The 20,961-nt window shown below is 58.8% G+C and carries 16 protein-coding genes, 2 pseudogenes and 1 riboswitch; of the genes and pseudogenes, 10 read left to right on the top strand and 8 right to left on the bottom strand.

Translation table 11 applies throughout. The features are described from left to right. Positions 1–145: 145 nt before the first annotated feature. A complete protein-coding gene (locus B5F22_RS09230; RefSeq protein ID WP_087392343.1) occupies positions 146–904 on the bottom strand; it encodes a CPBP family intramembrane glutamic endopeptidase in 759 nt (252 codons plus the stop codon). A gap of 198 nt (positions 905–1,102) precedes the next feature. Further along, positions 1,103–1,402, bottom strand: a pseudogene (locus tag B5F22_RS09225) (site-specific integrase); the annotation flags it as partial. A 65-nt stretch (positions 1,403–1,467) separates the two neighbouring features. On the opposite strand from B5F22_RS09225, the gene B5F22_RS09220 reads away from it, so the two are divergent. Together B5F22_RS09220 and B5F22_RS09215 are read left to right on the top strand one after the other, a co-directional pair. Continuing rightward, a complete protein-coding gene (locus B5F22_RS09220) occupies positions 1,468–1,992 on the top strand; it encodes a hypothetical protein (RefSeq protein ID WP_087392340.1) in 525 nt (174 codons plus the stop codon). 2 nt (positions 1,993–1,994) lie between these two features. Next, on the top strand, positions 1,995–2,225 hold the full coding sequence (locus tag B5F22_RS09215; protein ID WP_087233527.1) for a hypothetical protein: 231 nt from the start codon (positions 1,995–1,997) through the stop codon (positions 2,223–2,225). Positions 2,226–2,401: 176 nt separating this feature from the next. On the opposite strand, the gene B5F22_RS09210 is transcribed toward B5F22_RS09215, so the two are convergent. From B5F22_RS09210 to B5F22_RS12790, 3 genes and pseudogenes are all read right to left on the bottom strand, one after another. After that, the gene (locus tag B5F22_RS09210; protein ID WP_087392339.1) at positions 2,402–2,929 is read right to left on the bottom strand and encodes a GNAT family protein; all 528 of its coding nucleotides are present in this window, start codon (positions 2,927–2,929) and stop codon (positions 2,402–2,404) included. 116 nt (positions 2,930–3,045) lie between these two features. After that, on the bottom strand, positions 3,046–3,996 hold the full coding sequence (locus B5F22_RS09205) for a DUF3658 domain-containing protein (protein ID WP_158096677.1): 951 nt from the start codon (positions 3,994–3,996) through the stop codon (positions 3,046–3,048). Between the two features lie 1,396 nt (positions 3,997–5,392). Next, a pseudogene (locus B5F22_RS12790) lies at positions 5,393–6,049 on the bottom strand (sigma-70 family RNA polymerase sigma factor); the annotation flags it as partial. Between the two features lie 251 nt (positions 6,050–6,300). On the opposite strand from B5F22_RS12790, the gene B5F22_RS09190 reads away from it, so the two are divergent. From B5F22_RS09190 to B5F22_RS09180, 3 genes are read left to right on the top strand one after another with little or no spacing between them, the layout of a single operon-like run. Continuing rightward, positions 6,301–7,242, top strand: a complete 942-nt coding sequence (locus B5F22_RS09190; RefSeq protein WP_087392337.1) for a MoxR family ATPase — start codon at positions 6,301–6,303, stop codon at positions 7,240–7,242. A 3-nt stretch (positions 7,243–7,245) separates the two neighbouring features. After that, a complete protein-coding gene (locus B5F22_RS09185; protein ID WP_087392336.1) occupies positions 7,246–8,229 on the top strand; it encodes a DUF58 domain-containing protein in 984 nt (327 codons plus the stop codon). Further along, the gene (locus B5F22_RS09180; RefSeq protein WP_087392335.1) at positions 8,226–10,448 is read left to right on the top strand and encodes a transglutaminase-like domain-containing protein; all 2,223 of its coding nucleotides are present in this window, start codon (positions 8,226–8,228) and stop codon (positions 10,446–10,448) included. The genes B5F22_RS09185 and B5F22_RS09180 overlap by 4 nt, the downstream gene beginning before the upstream one ends. Before the next feature lie 98 nt (positions 10,449–10,546). On the opposite strand, the gene B5F22_RS09175 is transcribed toward B5F22_RS09180, so the two are convergent. From B5F22_RS09175 to B5F22_RS09165, 3 genes are read right to left on the bottom strand one after another with little or no spacing between them, the layout of a single operon-like run. Further along, on the bottom strand, positions 10,547–11,029 hold the full coding sequence (locus B5F22_RS09175; protein WP_087392334.1) for a GNAT family N-acetyltransferase: 483 nt from the start codon (positions 11,027–11,029) through the stop codon (positions 10,547–10,549). Between the two features lie 4 nt (positions 11,030–11,033). Further along, positions 11,034–11,384: an inorganic pyrophosphatase gene (locus B5F22_RS09170; protein WP_087392333.1), complete on the bottom strand. Its 351-nt coding sequence runs from the start codon at positions 11,382–11,384 to the stop codon at positions 11,034–11,036. Next, positions 11,381–11,815 (bottom strand): NUDIX domain-containing protein, encoded by a 435-nt coding sequence (locus B5F22_RS09165; protein ID WP_087392332.1) that lies wholly within the window; start codon positions 11,813–11,815, stop codon positions 11,381–11,383. The genes B5F22_RS09170 and B5F22_RS09165 overlap by 4 nt, the downstream gene beginning before the upstream one ends. Positions 11,816–11,946: 131 nt before the next feature. Beyond that, a riboswitch (FMN riboswitch) is annotated at positions 11,947–12,061 on the top strand. A gap of 152 nt (positions 12,062–12,213) precedes the next feature. On the opposite strand from B5F22_RS09165, the gene ribD reads away from it, so the two are divergent. From ribD to B5F22_RS09140, 5 genes are all read left to right on the top strand, one after another. After that, positions 12,214–13,320 (top strand): bifunctional diaminohydroxyphosphoribosylaminopyrimidine deaminase/5-amino-6-(5-phosphoribosylamino)uracil reductase RibD, encoded by a 1,107-nt coding sequence (gene ribD, locus B5F22_RS09160; RefSeq protein ID WP_143482223.1) that lies wholly within the window; start codon positions 12,214–12,216, stop codon positions 13,318–13,320. Next, on the top strand, positions 13,301–13,948 hold the full coding sequence (locus B5F22_RS09155) for a riboflavin synthase (RefSeq protein WP_087392331.1): 648 nt from the start codon (positions 13,301–13,303) through the stop codon (positions 13,946–13,948). The genes ribD and B5F22_RS09155 overlap by 20 nt, the downstream gene beginning before the upstream one ends. Before the next feature lie 17 nt (positions 13,949–13,965). Beyond that, positions 13,966–15,168 (top strand): bifunctional 3,4-dihydroxy-2-butanone-4-phosphate synthase/GTP cyclohydrolase II, encoded by a 1,203-nt coding sequence (locus B5F22_RS09150; RefSeq protein WP_087392330.1) that lies wholly within the window; start codon positions 13,966–13,968, stop codon positions 15,166–15,168. A gap of 14 nt (positions 15,169–15,182) precedes the next feature. Further along, positions 15,183–15,650, top strand: coding sequence for a 6,7-dimethyl-8-ribityllumazine synthase (ribE, locus tag B5F22_RS09145; RefSeq protein ID WP_087392329.1), 468 nt, complete (start codon positions 15,183–15,185; stop codon positions 15,648–15,650). Between the two features lie 520 nt (positions 15,651–16,170). Beyond that, positions 16,171–20,694: a beta-L-arabinofuranosidase domain-containing protein gene (locus B5F22_RS09140; protein ID WP_158096676.1), complete on the top strand. Its 4,524-nt coding sequence runs from the start codon at positions 16,171–16,173 to the stop codon at positions 20,692–20,694. Positions 20,695–20,961 lie beyond the last annotated feature (267 nt).

Below are 20,961 nucleotides of genomic sequence, written 5' to 3'. Positions count from 1 at the left end.
CTGACCCATACGGGAGTTTGGAGCGGTGAGAGCTGGATTTTCCCGGAGAGGATGCGCCAGAACATAATCTACAACACCGGCAGCTACTCACAAAGTAAAAGCAGCCCTGGACTAGCCGTGCAGGACTGCTATGTAAAAATTGGCCTTACTGGGACAAATTCGAAATTTTCATTTTCTTATCTTCGTCATACCATAGGTATATGGAATAGACCAACATAACAATGAGCCCCAACACCAATACTGGATTTAGCTTAACAACAAACACGGATAAAAGCGTATTTATCAGTCCGTGAAAGACATTACATGCGAAAACACATTGTGTCTTTTTATAAATCGCAGCCAGCCAAAAACTTAATATTACTGCAAGGATTAAAAATAACAAAAAATCCATATTTTGTTGAGATGAGCCTTCCACAAACCAAAGCGGAATATGCCAAACGCCCCATACCACACCTGTAATTACGGTCGCTATTTGAAAATTATACTTTTTCTCTAATAGAGGCTGCATTGTACCACGCCAACCCAATTCTTCTTCTCCTCCATATATAAATACGGCTTGAAGAAAAACGACTGGTACCAGATACCACGGCAGTACCGAATTAAATTCCATCGACGAAATCCCAATTGTTACTATTACCATAACAGACAGTATCCAAAAACAGGCCATCGATTTCTTTTTTCCATGAAACACAAACTTTTTCACAGAATCGAATGTCAATTTCTCGTCTATTAGAAGTAAGGCTGCGATTGTCGGTCCAAACCCGCCTATAATATGCAAAATGGTACCTATTGGATGTGTGAACGAAATAATGCACAATTTCGTTAAAGCAGCAAGACTAATCCAAGCTATACCTGTGATAGAAAATGTAATTATTAGAAAATACATCAAACGATTTTTGTGCATTTTCGCATTCCACCTCCGCAACATGAAACTATTTATTGTTATCATACCACATCCAGCCATCCATGTCACCAATGCTCCTAAATTTTGTGTAAGACAGCCCATAGAGTGTCTTGAGATTGTAATTTGAAGTGGCCCTCCCTACGCCCCCATTACTCTGGAAACCTTACAAAACTCCAGGCAGAAGTTTTCAAGCAACAATCAAGTCTGGATTGTCCCCGCCAGCACGTTCCCCATCGTCTGCGCTGCCTGACGCTGGGCTGCGCTTGTGATGTGGGCATAGGTGTCCAGGGTAAACCCTGCGGAGAAGTGGCCCAGCATCCCGGACACGGTTTTTACATCCACCCCGTTTTGCAGCACCAGGGTAGCGAAGGTGTGTCGCAAGTCGTGGAACCGCACCTTGGGCAGTCCTGCCCGTTTCAGCACCCGATGGAGCATATGCAGCACACTATCCGGAGAGATGGGCCCGCCATTGGGGGACGGAAACACCCAGGGGCTATTACCCACTGAAGTTGTAAACAAGGCATTGTCGTGGTATACTGATTACAAGAAACGAGGTGAGCAATGTGGCCAAGTTCAGACTTTATATCTGGGACACAAAGAAAGCCAAAGTTTTTGTGACTGCTGCAAAAGCCACCCGGCAAGATCTGGAGGTCTCATGCTCCGATCCCCAATGGCAGACAGACTGGACCAGCCATTACATCACATCCAGCGGCTTTGACCTGTATGCGTTCAAAACAGCAGAAGGGGAATTGGTGGCTTTGGGGGCCTATGAAGTTCGAAATGGAACGATGGGTGTCCATGTCGTCTACATGGAGAGCCAAGCGGAAAGCAATCGAACCCTTGTAGAGACACCGAAATACGGAGGAATCGGTCGGGCGTTGATTGCCTATGGCATTAAGTTATCCGTGGATGCCGGATTTAACGGCGATGTCACGCTGGATGCCAAGACGCCGGAGTTGGCACAGCATTATGAGCGAGATTTTGGTGCGGTTCGTTTGCCCAGTCGGAAAACCAATGCAGCACCCAGATATTTGATCTGTGACGAGGCTGCACAGATGATTTTTACAGATTACTTGGAGGAGGGCTGAATATGGAAAACGCCAAGTGGTATTTCACCCATGAGAGCGAGGAAGACCGGCTATGGTACGGAACTTTTTTCTCCATGTGCAAAAAGTTCAATGTCTCTTGGCCCACAGCCACCCCCACACAAAAGGCATTTATTGAAGAGATCACCCGTGTCAACTATGAGCGAGAGCTGGCAAAACGGGAGCTTTCCTCTCAGCCGGTGCGAGGCTTCTTTGACGAGTCCGTTTCCGCTTGACCCAAACCGTGATCCATGCGGGTTATGGACTGTGTGGAGTCAACGAAACACACAGGGTCAAACTGCATACGCATTCTGAGAGAAAAGGGCTAAAACCCCTGAAATACGAAGATTTCAGGGGGTGTGTATGATTTTTTTACTTTTCCCTACCATATCCCGAAAGAATATTCCTTCTGTTAGTTCCATTCGTGGCTGAGAATCCGCATCATAACAAAATCGCTGTACTCATTGTTGTAGTAATACGCCTCTTCCAGAATACCTTCCTGCTTAAATCCGATTTTCTTGTAGAATTCCAGCGCTTCGGTATTCAATCCAACGACTCCGATGGAGACACGATGCATGTCATACTCATGGAACGCCATATCAAGCATGATACGAATGGCTTCCGTCCCGTACCCTTTATGCTGCATCTCCGGATCGGGAATGATAATCGTCAGATCAGTCTGGTGCCATGCAGGAAACATGCGCAGCAGACCAGTCTCACCAATCAGATTGCCGTCCAGGTCAGTAATGGTAAACCAAAGCGAGTCTTTGGATTTATGGTTGACGGTAATGCAAGTTTTCATCTCTTCCTCGGTGGTAGGCTTCTCAAACCCACATTGAAACATAACCTGCGGCTGATTGAACCAATAGGTATAAAACGGCACATCTTCTTCTCTTTGCTCCCGCAAAATAATCCGTTTCCCTCTGACCTCTTTCTTCATATGTTTTCATAAACCTTTCTTTTGCTTCGACCAGTCTGGATTTACCCGTTATTTAGAGCCTTCTGTGTCCAATCAGTTGTTTTCGCTGCTCCCACCATACAACTGCTCTGTTTTTCTCACATTTTCTTGCGAAGTGTACGGCTATACGTCGGTCCATCCGGGTCCGGAGACGTCAGAGCCTCAAACAGCCCCTCTTTGACAAATTGCTCGATTCGATGGGCAATCCAGGCATCTCCAATCCCAAGCTGGTACTTGCCCAAGATCATGCCAATGGCCCTGGCTTCCACAAATTTTCTCTCCTGGGTCTTCAATTCTCTGAGAATATAGCTGTCATATACCTCTTCCAGGGCACTTTGCAGTCTGCCATTGAGGTAAATCCGCAGAGGTGCATTCTCCTTCTGAAGTTCACGCCAACGCTGGGCACAGGCCTCTACCAGCGCAGGCTTCCCCTCCCGCTGCAACGAGAGATACGCTCCCCATTCGCCGGGCCCCAGTTCTCCACAGCCTTGATACGTGCGAACCGTGGTGTCCTCCTGGTCGTTCCACGCTGGAATCTGGATCAAATAGACCGTTCCCCGCTGTTTCAAGGGGTGCAGTTGGGCCATCAGCCAGTGCATGCCACACATTTCATCCGGGTTATGGCTGTACCATACCCGCACGTCCTCTCCCCCGGCGCACCGGGCCAAGACGGAAGCCAAATCCTGCCGGGCGTTTTGTAGCTCCTCCTCCAGTTCTTGCTCCAAGTCTTCCTGGGGCCAGACCGAGGCGAGCTTCTTTAAAGTGGCACGTCTCTGCTCCCCCGGTTCTGTCTCCGTGATCTCGCCCACGCTGAGGGCCAGATCGAAACAGTAAATATCATTTCTCTCACTTCCCAGAGAAACGGCGTTTTCCCAATCCCGGCGGGCCCGTTCTTCCGCCTGCATCTGGGCGGCATGGGGCTCTTCCTCTGTGGGTTGGTCGCCCTCCACAAACGCCACGGCAGTGCCGCTACGATATGGTCCCACGCCATAGCTCTGCGCCACTCTCCGGCTGCCATATGCACTCCGGCTAAAGACTACTTCCAGCATATCAATAGAACCCCTTCCTGTTCTCTCTGCATTTCGTTTCATCATTATAGCATATGGAACCGTCTCCGTCAGGACTTTTTGTGTTGGGGGCGTTTTGTAAACCAATCATTGACAACAGGTGGTGGGCAAGACCGTCCAACCGATATATCCTAAGAGAGAAAGGTGGATACTGCTATGGAATTAAAAGACAAATTGAGGGCTTTGAGATCTGATTTTCACTATTCTCAAGAGGATATCGCAGACTATCTTCAAGTGAGCCGGCAAGCGGTCTCACGATGGGAAACTGGTGCCGCAATGCCCTGTACTGAAAATCTAATCAAGCTGTCCCAGCTCTATCAGGTCTCACTCTACGAGCTGGAAGACGGCGCGGTAGAACGCCTGTCCTTTCAAGTAAAACTCTTAAATCACTTGCTAAAAACAACGGTTCCCCACAATATTCTCAATCAGAACATCGAATATATCGTTATGGAACATGGGTGGTCACAGGAGCAATATGACAAGCTGAATTTGTTTTTGGTCCAAGCTTGGAACGATTATCCGAAATGGACCGTTGACTATTTTAGAACGAATTTACAGGAAGTTCTCATGACCAACGTCTCCACCATTGTTTTGTATCAAATACTAAACGCCTATTCTTCTTTCACACAGCGAGCGCTGACCCCAGATTTCAACCTGTACCCATCAAAAAACGCGATCCTTCGCCAACTGGATTCCTTATCCTCTCAAATTCTCCCCTCTCCCATCCAAAGTTTTTTCCGCCGCTTACAACAGCACGGATTGAAGATCGACCAGTTATCGGAAAAAGAACCGTCCTATATCGGAGCTTCCGCAGGCTGTGGGTTCTCTCTGCACGGATGGGAAGAGGAGATCGAGATTTACCTCTTTGATCCATCGGACACACAAACCATCGCAACAATTGAAAACCTACAAAACATCCAATCCAACAGGCCTTTGACGCTATATCTGGGCAAAAATTCAAAAATCGAACAGGCCATTGACGGGTATGCCTATCACCAGGGACTGCTGCTATGTCAGTATCTCTATCACCCAGCCAAAGATCTATTGCAAATGTTACGCTAATTGCGTCCTGCACCAGAAAGCGGTTTAATAGAAGAAAACTCACTGGCCAAATGGTTTTTTCCAGGTAGTATTCATTCAGCTCCCGCATTTCCAGGGCCGCCTCATTGTCCAGCAGGCACCCGGCGTCCTCCTTGGAAAAACGGCGCTCCAGCTGGATGGCCTCATAGCGGGAGACAGTGTCAAAGACCAAGGTCCCGTCCTCCTCCGCATACGCCACTTCTTCCTGTGCCAGAAGAGGTTTCACGTTGAGAAAGAGGGTGACCCCCACCATCAGCACCAGAAGGAGGAGCACGATGCTGCCCTCTCCCTGCTCCTGGATGAGGGTGCGGAAGCGCACCCGTTCCTTGGGGTCCAGCCCGGCGGTGGGCTCGTCCAAAATGAGGAGCTTGGGCTGGTTTAAGAGGGCCTGGGCAATGCCCAACCGCTGCCTCATGCCTCCGGAGTAGGTCCGGATCTTCTTGCGCCCCACGTCCGCCAACCCCACCACTTCCAGCAGCTCCAGACTGCGTTGCCGGGCACGGCTGCGCTCCATTCCTTCCAGCCGACTGCGCAGCTGTTTCAAAATCTGTTTTTCCCGCCGATACACCGCAAAGCGGGATACCCCCAGAATGTCGGCGATTTTTCCCACGGGAAGCTGGTTGGTATACCGCAGGAAGATGAGCTCTCGGTCCTCCTCCGGCAATTGGTCCAGAACCTGTTCCAGAGCAATGCGCAGGGTGTGGGCCTCCTCCTGGTCCTGGACCGGCGGGGGCACCTGGTCCAGAGGCAACTCCTGTCTGGCTCGGTAGAAGTCCACGCAGAGGTTGCGGGCAATGGTGTAGAGGTAGGCGGTGTGCCGCTCCATCTCCCCCACATTGTGGGTGCGGAGAAAGCGCAAAAAGGTCTCTTGGGTGATATCCTCTGCGGTCTGGGGGTGGCGGGTCTTCATATAGCAGTACCGATACAGCTTGTCATATCGCTCTTCCAAATCCATGCCAGCGGCTCACCCCTTTCATTTGTTATAACGGTGGAGGCAGGTGAAATGTGCGGAGGATGAAAATAATTCTGTCCCATTATAGAATAAAATGGCAGAATGGAACAGACGGTTTCCACAAAGGCCCCATTCCCCCAAATTCCATTGACGCTCCCCGCCCCGTGGTGTATTCTTACAGTAAACAGACTTCCAACACTGGGAGACATCTCTCAAATTTATAATACAATACACACGAGAAAGGGGACCATCCTATGCACACCGAACAGATGGCCATTCGCAGCATTCTCGCCCAAGTACGCAAGGCAGTACGGGGCAAAGACCAGGTGTTAGCCCGGGTCCTGCTGTCCATTCTGGCCCGGGGCCACATTTTGCTGGAAGACATCCCCGGCGTGGGCAAGACCACCATGGCCCTGGCCTTTTCCAAGGCCCTGGGCCTGCGCTGTCAGCGGGTGCAGTTCACCCCGGATGTGATGCCCTCCGACCTCACCGGATTTTCTGTATACAACCAGGAGCGCCGGGGCTTTGAGTACCACGCCGGAGCCCTGATGTGCAACCTGTTTTTGGCCGACGAGCTCAACCGGGCCACCAGCCGCACCCAGTCGGCTCTGCTGGAGGCCATGGAGGAGGGCCAGGTGACGGTGGACGGGGTGTCCCGCCCCATTCCTCAGCCCTTTGTGGTCATCGCCACCCAGAACCCCGTGGGCGCCGCCGGAACCCAGCCCCTCCCCGACTCCCAACTGGACCGCTTTACCATCCGCCTCTCCCTGGGCTACCCCTCCCGTCAGGCGGAGTTTGCCATGGTGCGGGACCGCCAGGGGGGCAATCCCCTGGACCAGGTGGAGCAGGCGGTGGATCACACCGGACTGGCCGGGCTGCGCCGGGCGGTGGACCAGGTCCATGTGTCCGACGACGTGCTCAGCTATCTGCTGGAGCTCATCGAGGCCACCCGCCGGGACCCCCAGATTCTCCAGGGGGCCAGCCCCCGGGCCACTCTGGCCCTGACCCACATCAGCCAGGCCCTGGCTCTGGCCTCGGACCGGGACTATGTGGTCCCTGAGGACGTGCAGTCCATGTTCTACGACGTCATTGCCCACCGACTCATCTTCGCCCCCCGGGCGGCGGAGACCCCCCAGGCCCAAAAGGAGCTGATGGCCCGGCTGATGCAGGGGGTCAAAGCCCCCCGGTTGAGATAAGTTATGGTCGGCCGGCGCATCGTCTACGGGGTGGCCCTGCTGGCCGCCCTGGCCCTTCAAATCTTCTACGACGGCTATCTGGCCCAGTTCCTTCTGATCTGCGTCATTGCCCTCCCCCTCCTCTCCCTGGCTCTCAGCCTGCGGGGGGTCATCGGGGTACACCTGGAGCTCACCCCCTCGGCGTCTCAACTGGTGCAGGGGGAGAGCGGCCAGTGGCAGATTGCCGCCCACACCCGCTCCTTTCTCCCGGTGGCTCGGCTGACCATGGTCGTGACCTTGGAAAACCGCCTCACCGGGGACCGGCAGCGGCAGCGGCTGAAAACCTCCGGCCTGTCCAGGGGGATGGTGCGCACGCTGCCCATGGACACCTCCCACTGCGGCCAGCTCACCTGCCAGCTCCACCGGGTGAGGGCCCTGGATTTGCTGGGCCTCTTCGCCTTTCCCGTCTCCACTCCCGCTCTCGTCCACGCCCTGGTCCTCCCCCAGCCTGCCCCCACCGAGGACCTGCCCCCCCTGCCTCAGATGCCCGCCGGGGATAGTCTGAAGTGGCGGGGCACCCCCTCCATCGAGGACTATGACCTGCGGGAGTACCGACCCGGGGACCCCCTGCGGTCCATCCACTGGAAGCTCTCCTCCAAGCACGACAGCTTGGTGGTGCGGGAGCCGGTGAAAATCGGCCTGCCCCAGGCTGCGGTCATCGTGGACCTGTTTGGAGATGGGGACCGCCTGGACCAGGTGCTGGGCCGTCTGTGGACGGTCTGTCTGAACCTGCTGGGCCGGGAGATTCCCCACACCATTGTGTGGATGGACCGGGACCAGGCCCAGCGGCAGGAAGCGGTGGCCTCTCAGGCCCAGTTCCTGGCCGCCATGGCCGATCTGCTCTCCTGTCCCGCTCCCACCCAGCCCCCCACCGTTCCCCTGGACCTGTCCCGCCTGGGGCAAGCCCCCCGGGTCCACGTCACCCTTGGAGAGGAGGATGCCCCATGAGTCGCGAACCCCTGGGCAAAGTTCCCTCTGTGCGGCAGCCTGCTCCACCCACGCCCCTGTCCCTGACGGCGGGGGTGCTGGTGCAAGTGCTGCTGCTCTCCTCCATCCTCCGGTTTTCCCTTGTGGTCTACCAGTTCCCCGCAGACTTCACCCCCGTGCTGGTGATGGGCCTGCTGGGGGTGGCGGTGTCCACCGTGATCTGGGCCATGCCCCGACACCGGGAGGGCCTGGTGCTCCTGACCTTAGGGCTGACCGGAGCGATGCTGCTCTACAACCAAGCCCTGTTTGTCTACGGGGCCCAGTCCTGTTGGGAGGCCCTCACCGACTTCTGGACCGAGAACACCTATTTCTCCGTGTCCTATACCCTGCCCTACTCCCTGCCCGATTCCCAGCACCAGGCTGCCACCCAAATCTTTTTGGGCGCTGTCTTTGCCCTGCTGGCGCTGCCTCTGGGCTGGGCCATCCACCGCCTGCGGGCCTTCTGGCTCACCTTCGCCCTCACCCTGCCCTGGCTTCTGCCCGCCTTTCTGGCCGAGGTGGAGCTGGACTGGTCTGCCATGCTGGTCATCTGTGCCGGTTGGGCCGCCCTGCTGCTGTCCAGCCTGGCCGCCCGACGGGACCCCAGCGGAGGCGCCCGCATCACCCTGGTAACCTTGCCTGTGTCCCTGGCGTTGATTTGGCTAATCCTCCTCCTCTTCCCCTTCCAGCAGTACACTCAGCCCACTTGGGCCGTGTACCTCCAGGAGCAACTCAAGGGCCTGGACTGGTTCCCCTGGGAGGAAACCCTGGATGGCGGGCCATCCAGCCCCGATGCGGGAAAAGATGCCCCCCGAATGGACTTCTACACCGCCGGACCCCGCAGCTACACCGGGCGGGCCATGCTGGAGGTGTCCGCCTCCCAGCCCGGCACCATGTATCTGCGGGGAGAGGTGTACCGGGACTACTCCTCCCAGGCCTGGACGGGGGTGGAACCCAATTCCACAGATAATCTATCCAATTACAATCCAATATTGGGAACCAGCCCGGTCTCGGCTACCATCACCTACCTCACCTCTCCCAGGTCCATGGTCTATCTGCCCTACCAGACCACCGTAGTGGAAGACAAGCAGGTGTTTTCGGATTCTCCTTTGGTTTTCCCCCAGGCCCAACAGAGCTATACCGTGGGATACATCCCCCTAGACGACTCCCCCTCCAGCCAGGGTAACATCCCCACTCTATCCGAGCAGGAAGAGGCCTACAGCGCCTACCTGGAGGTACCGGAGGAGATATCCGGCGATCTCTTGACCTGGTATACCCAGGCCATGGAGGAGCTGGAGAACAGCGGCGAGCCCATCCGGGCGGATGCCACGGGAGAATATGCCGGTGAGCTGAATACCGCTTCCATCATCGCCCAGCTGCTGGAGCGCAACGCCACCTATGACCTGCGCACCCCCCGCACCCCCTCCGAGGAGGACTTTGTCACCTACTTTTTGGAGAAAAGCCACCGGGGCTACTGCGTCCACTTTGCCTCGGCGGCCACTCTGCTGCTGCGCACCCAGGGCATCCCCGCCCGGTATGTCAGCGGATATGTCACCACCATTCCCTCCTCTTCTCTGGACCAGAACACGCGGGAATACACCACCCGTGTGGTGGACTCCAACGCCCATGCCTGGATGGAGATCTACCTGTACGGATACGGCTGGTATCCGGTGGAGGTGACTCCTACCTCCACGGGAGACACCCCGAACCAGAGCCAGGCCCCTGCGGCCTCCACGGCTCCCTCTTCCGCACCCACTGCCACCTCTGCCCCCGCCACACCGACCCCCACTCCTACCGTGGCCCCGGAGACTCCGGACCAGGGCGGCATCCAGGTAAGTCTGGACTGGCTGGTGTGGACGGTGCCTGTTGTGGTATTGGCGGCGGGGCTGTGGCTGATCCGTCGGCTCCGGTACCGACTCTGGCGCAAGATGGGCCAGGACAAGGACACCAACGCCGCTGTGCTGAAGGTCTATCGCTGGTTTGGGCTGCTGGAGCGGTTGGGCGGCAAGGCTGGGACTGAGACCGAGGACCTGGCCCGCAAGGCCCGGTTCAGCCAGCACACCCTCACGCAGCAGGAGCGCAGCCTGGTGCTGGGCCAGTTCCGGGACGAAGTGACGCGGCTACGTCAGTCCGCCTCCATTTGGAAGCGCTGGCTGCTGTGGTTGCTCTTCCCTGTGGGGACTGGGAGAAGAGCCCGATAAAAACTTCTAAAAATGCCAAAATGGCCTGTTGCAGCGTGATTGCGCCGCAACAGGCCATTTTTCTTCAAAAATTTGTTACACCAGCACGGAAACATGGTTTACTCTCTGTGTATGGCATAGACGTACCACTGCCAGCCGTGCTCCGGGTCCGGCTGAACTTCCTCCAGCTCCATCCCCAGTTTCTCCATGAGAGCCACCGATTTTCCCCCGTCGATGGTCTCGGAAAAGACCTTTTTTGCCCCCAGGGTGTCAAATGCATACTCAATCACAGCCTGACAGGACTCAAAGGCGTAGCCTTGCCGCCAAAACTGCCGATTGAAAAACCACCCCAGCTCATACTCTCCCGGCTGGATTTGGCTAAACAGGATGTACCCGATCACTTTGTTTGTCTCCCGGTGCACCGCCGCCACGCCGCCGCCACTTTCGATGCAAAAGGAGGCCAGAAATCGCTTGGTCTTCTCCAAGTCGTAGGGTGGCTCGGAATACTCCATGGTCTTGGCATCCCCCAGAATCTCCTGCAAGTCGGCGGCATCCTCCGGGGTAAAGTTGCGGATGGTCAGCCGTGGTGTGTCCAAATGCATGTCTCTAGGTCCTTTCTCTGGAAATCAAAATGCCTTTCATATACTGGGAACGGTTGTGAAACTCCTCAATCAGTTCTTTCTCTTGCTGGGTGCATCCGATCAGGATTTTCATCTCCGAATCCCGCTTCCAGGCATCCACCACGCACACAATGGCGTCCACGGTGTGCTCCGGCGCAGTTCCCACCCATACGTCAATGCCCTCCCCGTCCATGGAGGTGGTGTTCTGCAAATATCCATAGTCCACCGGATAGATGGTATCGGGAAATCTGGGGTGCGCCGAACCGTTCGGGCGATCAATGACCACGTCCGATTGCCGCACCAAATCCTCTAACATGGTCCAAAACGCTTGATTCATATGCTATTCTTCCTTCTCACATACTCCTCCACCAACCGGGGCTGTATCTCCGGATAGGTCCACCGGGTGGGCAGCTGGTCCAACAGCAGCACCCGCTCCATCTCGCTGTGCAGCTGACCCTGGAAGGTCTCGATTTCAGCGGCATACAACATTCCAAAGCACTCTTCTCCCGACTCATTGACCCGATTTTTCCCAATCACCGAGTACACACACACCGGATGGATGGAAAACGCCGCCGCTCCTGTCTCCTCCTGCAATTCCCTTCGGGCGGCCTCCAGGATGCTCTCCCCCGGCTCCCGGTGTCCGCCGGGCAGCTCATAGGTGTCCCGCTCCCGGTGCTTGCAGAATACCCACTTGCCCCTGTGCCGTGCCACAATCACCGCAAAGCGCAGCCGTTTGTCGTCCACTTGCTCGTAAAACTTCACTTGCATCCCGGCTCCCTCCCCATTTCGTTGTGTTTCATTGTACCAAAGCCCCGCCATTCCCGCAAGGACACCCCCCAGGTTTTTCTTCCACCTCTTGACAACTCCATCCAGGGGGTCTATACTGTGGTCAATTGAATCAGGATCTTCAGGGCGGGGTGAAATTCCCCACCGGTGGTATAGCCCACGAGCCGCAAGGCATGATTCGGTGAAACTCCGAAGCCGACCGTATAGTCTGGATGAAAGAAGATCGTGTGACCGCAGGGGGATTGCGCCTGTGCCCACGGATTGGCTCTGGAATGGGATACATTCCGGAGTTTTTGTTTTCTGGGCCCAGGTCCCTCTGCCCCTTCACGATGCCTTGAACCACCGGTTCAAGGCATTTTTTGTTTTCCGGGAGGCATGAGATGAACCATCAAGACTATATGCGCCTGGCCCTGGAACTGGCAGAGCGGGGGGCGGGCTGGACCAACCCCAACCCCATGGTGGGGGCGGTGATTGTCAAAGACGGGACGATCATCGGCCAGGGGTACCACCAGCGGTACGGCCAGGCCCACGCCGAGCGCAACGCCCTGCAAAGCTGCACCCAGGACCCCTGGGGCGCCACCCTGTACGTGACCTTGGAGCCCTGCTGCCACCAGGGCAAGCAGCCCCCCTGCACCCAGGCCATCCTGGACGCCGGCATCGCCAAGGTGGTGGTGGGCTCCCACGACCCCAACCCCCTGGTGGCGGGCAAAGGATTGGAGATCCTGCGCCGCCACGGCATTGAGGTGGAGACCGGGGTGTGCCAGGAGGCATGCGACGCCCTCAACCAGGTGTTCTTCCACTACATCCGCACCCGCCGCCCCTATGTGGTGATGAAATACGCCATGACCATGGACGGCAAAATCGCCACCCGCACCGGGGCCTCCCGGTGGATCACCGGGCCGGAGGCCAGGGCCCAGGTGCACCGGGACCGGAACCGATACGCTGCCATTCTGGTGGGGGTGGGCACGGTGCTGGCCGACGACCCCCTGCTCACCTGTCGTCTAGAGGGGGGCCGAAATCCCCTGCGCATCGTATGCGACACCCACCTGTGCACCCCCCTGGACCGCCAGCTGGTGCGCACCGCCTCCCAAGTGCCCACCCTGGTAGCCACCTGCTCCACCGACCCCGCCCGTATCTTCCCGCTGGAGGATGCCGGGTGCCAGGTGTGGACCCTGCCGGAGCGAGAAGGCCACGTGGACCTCTCTGCCCTCATGGAGCGGCTGGGGGCCCAAGGGATAGACAGCGTCATCCTGGAAGGGGGCGGGACCCTGAACTGGGCGGCCCTGGAGCAGGGCATCGTCCACAAGGTCCAGGCCTACCTGGCCCCCAAGCTGCTGGGGGGCCGGGACGCCAAGTCCCCGGTGGAGGGGCTGGGGGTGGCCACCCCCGCCCAGGGCATTCCCCTGAAACACACCACCGTCACCCGGCTGGGGGCGGATTTGCTGCTGGAAAGCGAGGTAGATGTGGATGTTTACCGGAATCGTTGAGGAGCTGGGCACTGTGCGCTCCATCCGCCGGGGGCCCCAGTGGGCGGTGGTGTCCATCGGGGCCAACACCGTGCTGTCCGACCTGAAGGTGGGGGACAGCGTGGCCGTCAACGGGGTGTGCCTCACCGCTACGGCCAAGGACTCCACCGGATTCACCGCCGACGTGATGCACGAGACCCTGGACCGCTCCTCCCTGGGCGTCCTCACCCCGGGCAGCCACGTGAATCTGGAGCGGGCCATGGCCGCCGGGGGCCGCTTCGGCGGGCACATAGTGTCCGGGCACATCGACGGGGTGGGCACCATCGCCCAGGTGCGCCGGGACGGCATCGCCCTGTGGTACACCATCGAGGCCTCCCCCGCCCTGCTGCGCTACGTGGTGGAAAAGGGGTCCATCACCGTGGACGGCATCAGCCTCACCGTGGCCTGGGTGGAGGCCCACCGCTTCGCCGTGTCCATCATCCCCCACACCGCCTCGGTCACTCTGCTGGGTGAGAAAGGGGTTGGAGACGTGGTGAACCTGGAGACGGACCTGCTGGCCAAATATGTGGAAAAGCTGCTGCGCCCCCAGGAGGCGCCCCAGCCTGAGCGCAACATCACATGGGAGTTTCTGGCCGAACACGGCTTTTAAAGAACGGAGGAAGAACAATGGAAGAACAATTTTGCACGGTGGAAGAGGCACTGGAGGAGCTGCGGGCCGGCCACATTCTCCTGGTCATCGACGATCCGGACCGGGAGAATGAGGGAGACATGGTGTGCGCCGCCCAGTTTGCCACCACTGAAAATGTGAACTTTATGGCCACCCACGCCAAGGGGCTCATCTGCACCCCCATGAGCGGTGAGGTGGCCGCCCGGCTGGGGCTGGAGCAGATGGTGAAGGTGAACACCGACAACCACTCCACCGCCTTCACTGTGTCCATCGACCACGTGGACACCACCACCGGCATCTCCGCCCAGGAGCGGGGGTACACCTGCCGCAAGTGCGTGGACCCGTCCACCCGCCCGGAGGACCTGCGGCGGCCCGGCCACGTGTTTCCCCTGGTGGCCCGCCCCGGCGGGGTGCTGGCCCGCAACGGCCACACCGAGGCCACCGTGGACCTGTGCCGCCTGGCGGGGCTGACCCCCTGCGGGCTGTGCTGTGAGATCATGGAGGAGGACGGCACCATGATGCGCACCCCTCGCCTGCTGGAACATGCCAAAGCCTGGGGCATGAAGGTGCTCACCATCCGGGACTTGCAGGACTACTGCCGCCGCCACGACAAGCACGTGGTACGGGAGGCCTGCGCCAAAATGCCCACCCGATTCGGGGACTTCCAGATCTACGGCTATGTCAACGACCTCACCGGGGAGCACCACGTGGCCCTGGTGAAAGGGGATCTTGGGGACGGGTCCAACGTGCTATGCCGGGTCCACTCCGAGTGCCTCACCGGGGACGTGTTCGGCTCCCGCCGCTGCGACTGCGGCCAGCAACTGGCCGCCGCCCTGACCCAGATTGAGGCGGAGGGCCGGGGCGTGCTGCTGTACATGCGCCAGGAGGGCCGGGGCATTGGCCTCATCAACAAGCTCAAGGCCTACGAGCTCCAGGAGAAGGGGGTGGACACCGTGGACGCCAACCTCCAGCTGGGCTTTGCCCCCGACCTGCGGGAGTACTGGACCGGGGCCCAGATTCTCCGGGACCTGGGGGTGCGCACCATGCGGCTTTTGACCAACAACCCGGATAAAATCTATCAGCTGGCGGATTTCGGCCTGGAGATTGTGGAGCGGGTGCCCATTCAAATTCAGGCCACCCAGGAGGATTTATTCTATCTCCAGACCAAGCAGCACCGCATGGGACACATCTTAGACTATTAAGGGAGGACATCATCATGAAAACCTTTGAAGGAAATCTGGTATCTCAGGGCATCAAAATCGGCATTGTGGCCGCACGGTTCAACGACTTCATCGTATCCCGCCTCATTGGCGGCTGCGAAGACACCCTGCTGCGTCACGGCGTGCGGGCCGAGGACATCAGCCTGGCCTGGGTACCCGGGGCCTTTGAAATCCCCCTCATCGCCTCCAAAATGGCCAAAAGCGGAAAATTTGACGCCGTCATTGCCCTGGGAGCGGTGATTCGTGGCAGCACCAGCCACTACGACTACGTGTGCAGCGAGGTGTCCAAGGGCATTGCCAACGTCTCCCTCAACAGCGACGTGCCCGTCCTCTTCGGCGTGCTCACCACCGACTCCATCGAGCAGGCCATTGAGCGGGCCGGCTCCAAGGCGGGCAACAAGGGCTCCGAGTGCGCCCAGGGGGCCATTGAGATGGTCAACCTCATCCGGGCCCTGGAGGCATGACAACTTCCCCAAAATCCATACCAAATGACGCCCAGCCGCCAGTGACGGCTGGGCATTTTTTCCCCTCTCCCCCGGTTTCTCCCCAGAACCGAGAAAACTCCCCCGGTGTGTCCTCGGTTTTTTGTACCATTAAATTCACGTTTTATTATTACCATTTGTGCAACTTGACTTGATTTATCCCCTCTGTATTTTCTCCACTCTTCCCAGAAAAACCGCCACATAACACGCTATGTTTCCATGTTTTACAGCATTTTTCACAGATGGATATTTTACTGTAAGGAAAAAACTAGTACAAATTTCACCCATTTTTTCTCATGTAACTTTCTCCCATCTCCCTTGACTTCCCAGAATTCCCCGGCTAATATGGACTCACATGGTACGAATTTGCCCATCTACGGATAATTTGTATGTTTTTTATTTCAAAACAGACAAATTTAAAAATTGGGCACAAGAGAGGGGGCCCGCCTATTCCATCTATACACCCCCGGCACTTCCACCAAATGAAAGGAGCGATGTATCAATGAAACGCAAAACCTGGACCCGGATTGGCACCTGGCTGGTCAGCGCCTCCATGCTGGTGGGCATGGTACCCACCTACGTGCTGGCGGCCCAGCTGCCCCAGGCAGAGCCCCGGGCCGACGAGGGCCTGGTCCTCCACTACGACTTTGAGTCACTGAAGACCGGCACCATTGTCAACGACGTCAGCGGCAACGGCAAGAGCGGCGAGGTCATGCCCCGTGGCAGCGGCGTGGAGACCAAGGAAGTGGAGATCTTCGGCGAGACCCAGACCGCCATTGTGCTCCAGGGCGGCCAGCCCGGCACCGGCCACAACTATGTGGAGATGCCCGCCGGCGTGCTCAACGGCCTGGACTCCGTGACCATCAGCTGCTGGGTGTATGTCAACCAGTCCTCCGGCTACGCCCGCATCTGGGACATCGGCCACAACACCACCAGCTATATGTATCTGCTGGACTCCGGCTACAACACCGGACACACCGGCTACACCGCCGCCCTCACCAACAGCGGCTGGGGCAACGAGATGGGCCCTGAGAAGGGCACCGCTCTGGACACCGGCGTTTGGAAACTCACCACCGTCACCTTTGACGGGGAGACCAACACCATGACCATGTACGAGGACGGCGCCCAGGTGGGCGACTCGGTGGTCACCAACGCCGACCTGTCCATTCTGGAGGGCTCCACCCAGAACTACATCGGCTACGGCCAGTTCGGCAACGACCTGCTCAACGGCATGGTGGCCGACTTCCGCATCTATGACTACGCCATGACCGAGGACGAAGTGGCCGCCATGTACAACATCCCCGACGACCAGCGGGTGGAGCGGGACTATAACGCCCTGACGCTGGGCGACACCTCCGCCCTCACCGACAACCTGGACCTGCCCACCACCGGCGTGGCTGGCAGCGCCATCACCTGGGAGACCTCCGATGCCGATGTCATCACCAACACCGGCGTGGTCACCCGTCCCCAGCCCGGTGAGGCCGACGCCACCGCCACCCTCACCGCCACCATCACCTCCGGCGACGTGAGCCGCACCAAGGAGTTCACTGTCACCGTCATCGCCCAGCCCACCGATGAGCAGCGGGTGAGCGCTGACGCCGACGCCATCAACCTGGGCAGCCTCTCCGCCGTGGTGGAGAATATCATCCTCCCCACCCGTGGCGCTCTGGACTCCACCATCACCTGGGAGAGCTCCAACCAGGAGTATCTGGCCAACGACGGCACCGTGACCCGCCCCGTGGGCGAGCCTGTCACCGTCACCCTCACCGCCACCATCTCCTATGGCTCCGCCCAGGAGACCCGCACCTTCGACGTGACCATCCTGCCCCTCTATGAGCGGCTGGACATCGTCAAGGCCGAGGCCGTGGACGTGACCACCTCCGTGGGCATCGTTCCCTCCCTCCCTGCCGTGGTGAAGGTCACCTATGAGGACTCCACCACCGGAATGGAAAAGGTGACCTGGCCCACCGGCCAGACCGGCGAGATGTACGCCACCGCCGGCACCCAGACCCTCACCGGCCACGTGGTGGACTCCACCGTGGAAGTCACCGCCACCATCACCGTGGAGGACACCGACTATGAGGCCCCCGAGGCCCAGGCCTACCTGTTCTACCTGGATGACGTGTCTCTGGACGGCACCGACACCATGTTCGGTGAGAACATGGGCCGCACCCTGGAGTACCTGAAGATCATGGACGCCGACCGGATGCTCTACAACTTCCGCACCGCCTTCGGTCAGGACACCAAGGGCGCTCAGCCCCTCACCGGCTGGGAGGAGCCCTCCGGCCTGCTGCGCGGCCACTCCACCGGCCACTTCATGTCCGCCCTGGCTCAGGCCTACGCCTCCACCGGCGACGAGACCTACAAAGACAAGCTGGATTACATGGTCACCGAGATGCGCAAGCTCCAGGAGCTGTCCCAGGGCGTGCCCAGCGAGTTTGAGACCGCCTGCACCCCCACCAGCGCCGCTCAGGAGCTGTGGAGCAAGGACCCCTCCACTTGGGGCGAGGGCTTCCTCAGCGCCTACTCTCCCGACCAGTTCGCTCTGCTGGAGCAGTACACCCCCTACGCCACCATCTGGGCTCCCTACTACACCATGCACAAGCTGCTGGCTGGCTTCCTTGACAGCTACATCTACGCCGGCAACGAGACCGGCCTGGAAGTGGCCAAGGACTTGGGTCTGTGGGTGTATGACCGCCTGAGCGCCTGCACGCCCGAGCAGCGGGCCAAGATGTGGAGCATGTACATCGCCGGCGAGTACGGCGGCATGAACGAGTCCATGACCCGTCTGTACGAGCTCACCGGCGACGAGCGGTATCTGGAGACCGCCAAGATGTTCGACAACACCGACTTCTTTGACGGCCTGGCCGCTGGCGAGGACACCATCCAGGGCCGCCACGCCAACCAGCACATCCCCCAGATCGTGGGCGCCATCCACATGTACAACGCCACCGGCGACGACTACTACTATCGGGTAGCCGAGAACTTCTGGGAGCTGGTCACTTCCCGCTACGCCTACTCCATCGGCGGCGTGGGCACTGGCGAGCGCTTCCAGGACCCCTATGAGCAGGGCGCCAACATTCTGGGCAACGAGGGCCGCGGTGAAAACTGCGAGACCTGCGCCGCCTACAACATGCTCAAGCTCACCCGGGAGCTGTACCAGTACGACCCCGACAACGCCGCTTACATGGACTACTATGAGCGCACCGTCATCAACCAGATTCTGGCCTCTCAGAGCCACGACACCACCGAGTACATGCACAACGGCGTGACCTACATGCTGCCCATCGATCCCGGCCAGCGCCGTGACTTTGACAGCGACTACGGCGGATTCACCTGCTGCAACGGCACTGGTATGGAAAACCACGTCCAGTATCAGGCCGCCACCTACGCCAAGACCGACGACACCCTGTACGTCAACCTGTACATGCCCACCACCGTGGACTGGGCCGAGAAGGGCGTGAGCGTGTCCCAGGACACCCTCTTCCCCTCTGAGACCTCCACCCTCACCGTGTCCGGCTCCGGCACCTTCACCATGAAGCTCCGCGTGCCCTACTGGGCCACCGCCGGCTTCACCGTGTCCGTCAACGGGGACGTGGTCATCGACGGCGCCACTCCCAGCTCCTATGTGGCCATCGAGCGCACCTGGAACGACGGCGACGTGGTCACCGTGAACATGCCCTACACCGTGCACCTGGACAAGACCCCCGACACCGTGGACGGCGATGTGGTTGCCTCCCTGATGTATGGTCCCATGGTCATGGTGGCCAAGGACACCCGTGACACCTACGTGCCCATGAACTGGTACACCGTGTCCGCCAACGACAGCAACCTGGACCAGGTGGTGTCCATCGTGGAGCCCGCCGGCACCGGCGAGACCCCCCACCTGACCCTGGACGGTCTGGACTTCTACCCCATGTACGACGCCTACAACTACCGCTATCACGCCTATGTCAAGCTGCTGGAGACCAAGTCGGTCCTGAACACCCAGTGGCTGGAAGAGGCCGTGACCCTGGCCGAGGGCATCACCGAGGACACCTTCGTGGGTGAGGACTGGAACGCCTTCCAGACCGCTTTGCGTGACGCCAAGGCCCTGCTTAATAACCTGGACGGCGTGACCCAGGAGCAGCTCTACAACGCCGAGGTGGCCCTGGAGACCGCCATGGGCGAGGGCGAGACTCCCGAGCCCACCCCCGAGGCCAACAAGACCCTGCTGCAAAAGACCTATGACTACGCCGTGACCCTCTCCACCGACGGTGTCACCGACGCCGCCAAGAAGGCCTTTGAGACTGCTCTTGAACATGCCAAGGTCGTTCTGGACAACACCGACGCCACTCAGGCCGAGGTGGACGCTGCCTGGGACGCCCTGCTGGAGGGCATCTGGGGCCTGGGCCTGGTTCAGGGCGACAAGGACGAGCTGAACCTGCTCATCGCCAAGGCCGAGGCCATGATTCCCAACCAGGACAAGTACGTGGAGACCCACTGGCCCGAGCTGGCGGACGCCCTGGCCAAGGCCAAGGACGTGGCCGCAGACGGCGACGCCATGGAAGAGGACATCCGGCCTGTGGCTCAGGCCCTGCTGGACGCCATCCTGGCCCAGCGCTTCAAGGCCGACAAGTCCATCCTGGAGGACCTGCTCGGCAAGGCCGAGAGCATGGACCTCACCGGCTACACCGCCGAGTCCGTGGCCGTGTTCCGCTCCGCCCTGTCCGAGGCTCAGGCCGTGATGGCAGACAACAGCCTCACCGAGGACGACCAGAACACCGTGGACGCCGCCGTGGAGAAGCTCACCCGTGCCATGGACGGCCTCACTGCCGAGGGAGGAGCCCAGCCCAGCGACAAGCCGGAGGCCACCGACCAACCCGAGGTTTCCCAGACGCCCGAAGCCACCCAGCAGCCGGAGAACAACGTGCCCCAGACCGGAGACACCGCCCAGCTGATGGGGTACGTGGCCGCCCTGGCTTGTGCGGTGTGCCTGCTCACCGGCGCCTTTGCCCTGCGCCGTAAGAATCAGGGCGACAAGTAAGCCTTCTCCTTTCTCCTTCCTTTTCTTACATACGCAGAATCAGGGCCAGCAGCCGGAAGCTGCTGGCCCTGATTCGTTGTCACAAAACCAGCGAGATATCCGTACTCTGTCCCCAATATACTTCATAAGTTGTCTGCTTTTATCCGGGAAACACGCCGTGTTTTCCCGGATTTTTCTGTGTATCCCGCTTATTTTCACCTTGCTTTTTGCAAGAGAAGTTGTATATTTTTCACCTTCTAATGAATACTCCACCATTTACCTAAACAA

Source organism: Pseudoflavonifractor sp. An187 (genome assembly GCF_002160275.1).
GTDB lineage: Bacteria > Bacillota > Clostridia > Oscillospirales > Oscillospiraceae > Enterenecus > Enterenecus faecium.
This window is presented reverse-complemented; position numbering and strand designations above follow the sequence as displayed.

Bases quoted from the DNA above. Each gene is read 5' to 3' on its own strand.
- B5F22_RS09230 (WP_087392343.1), bottom strand. From the start codon at position 904: ATGCACAAAAATCGTTTGATGTATTTTCTAATAATTACATTTTCTATC.
- B5F22_RS09215 (WP_087233527.1), top strand. From the start codon at position 1,995: ATGGAAAACGCCAAGTGGTATTTCACCCATGAGAGCGAGGAAGACCGG.
- B5F22_RS09210 (WP_087392339.1), bottom strand. From the start codon at position 2,929: ATGAAGAAAGAGGTCAGAGGGAAACGGATTATTTTGCGGGAGCAAAGA.
- B5F22_RS09205 (WP_158096677.1), bottom strand. From the start codon at position 3,996: ATGCTGGAAGTAGTCTTTAGCCGGAGTGCATATGGCAGCCGGAGAGTG.
- B5F22_RS09190 (WP_087392337.1), top strand. From the start codon at position 6,301: ATGCACACCGAACAGATGGCCATTCGCAGCATTCTCGCCCAAGTACGC.
- B5F22_RS09185 (WP_087392336.1), top strand. From the start codon at position 7,246: ATGGTCGGCCGGCGCATCGTCTACGGGGTGGCCCTGCTGGCCGCCCTG.
- B5F22_RS09180 (WP_087392335.1), top strand. From the start codon at position 8,226: ATGAGTCGCGAACCCCTGGGCAAAGTTCCCTCTGTGCGGCAGCCTGCT.
- B5F22_RS09175 (WP_087392334.1), bottom strand. From the start codon at position 11,029: ATGCATTTGGACACACCACGGCTGACCATCCGCAACTTTACCCCGGAG.
- B5F22_RS09170 (WP_087392333.1), bottom strand. From the start codon at position 11,384: ATGAATCAAGCGTTTTGGACCATGTTAGAGGATTTGGTGCGGCAATCG.
- B5F22_RS09165 (WP_087392332.1), bottom strand. From the start codon at position 11,815: ATGCAAGTGAAGTTTTACGAGCAAGTGGACGACAAACGGCTGCGCTTT.
- ribD (WP_143482223.1), top strand. From the start codon at position 12,214: ATGAACCATCAAGACTATATGCGCCTGGCCCTGGAACTGGCAGAGCGG.
- B5F22_RS09155 (WP_087392331.1), top strand. From the start codon at position 13,301: ATGTTTACCGGAATCGTTGAGGAGCTGGGCACTGTGCGCTCCATCCGC.
- B5F22_RS09150 (WP_087392330.1), top strand. From the start codon at position 13,966: ATGGAAGAACAATTTTGCACGGTGGAAGAGGCACTGGAGGAGCTGCGG.
- ribE (WP_087392329.1), top strand. From the start codon at position 15,183: ATGAAAACCTTTGAAGGAAATCTGGTATCTCAGGGCATCAAAATCGGC.
- B5F22_RS09140 (WP_158096676.1), top strand. From the start codon at position 16,171: ATGAAACGCAAAACCTGGACCCGGATTGGCACCTGGCTGGTCAGCGCC.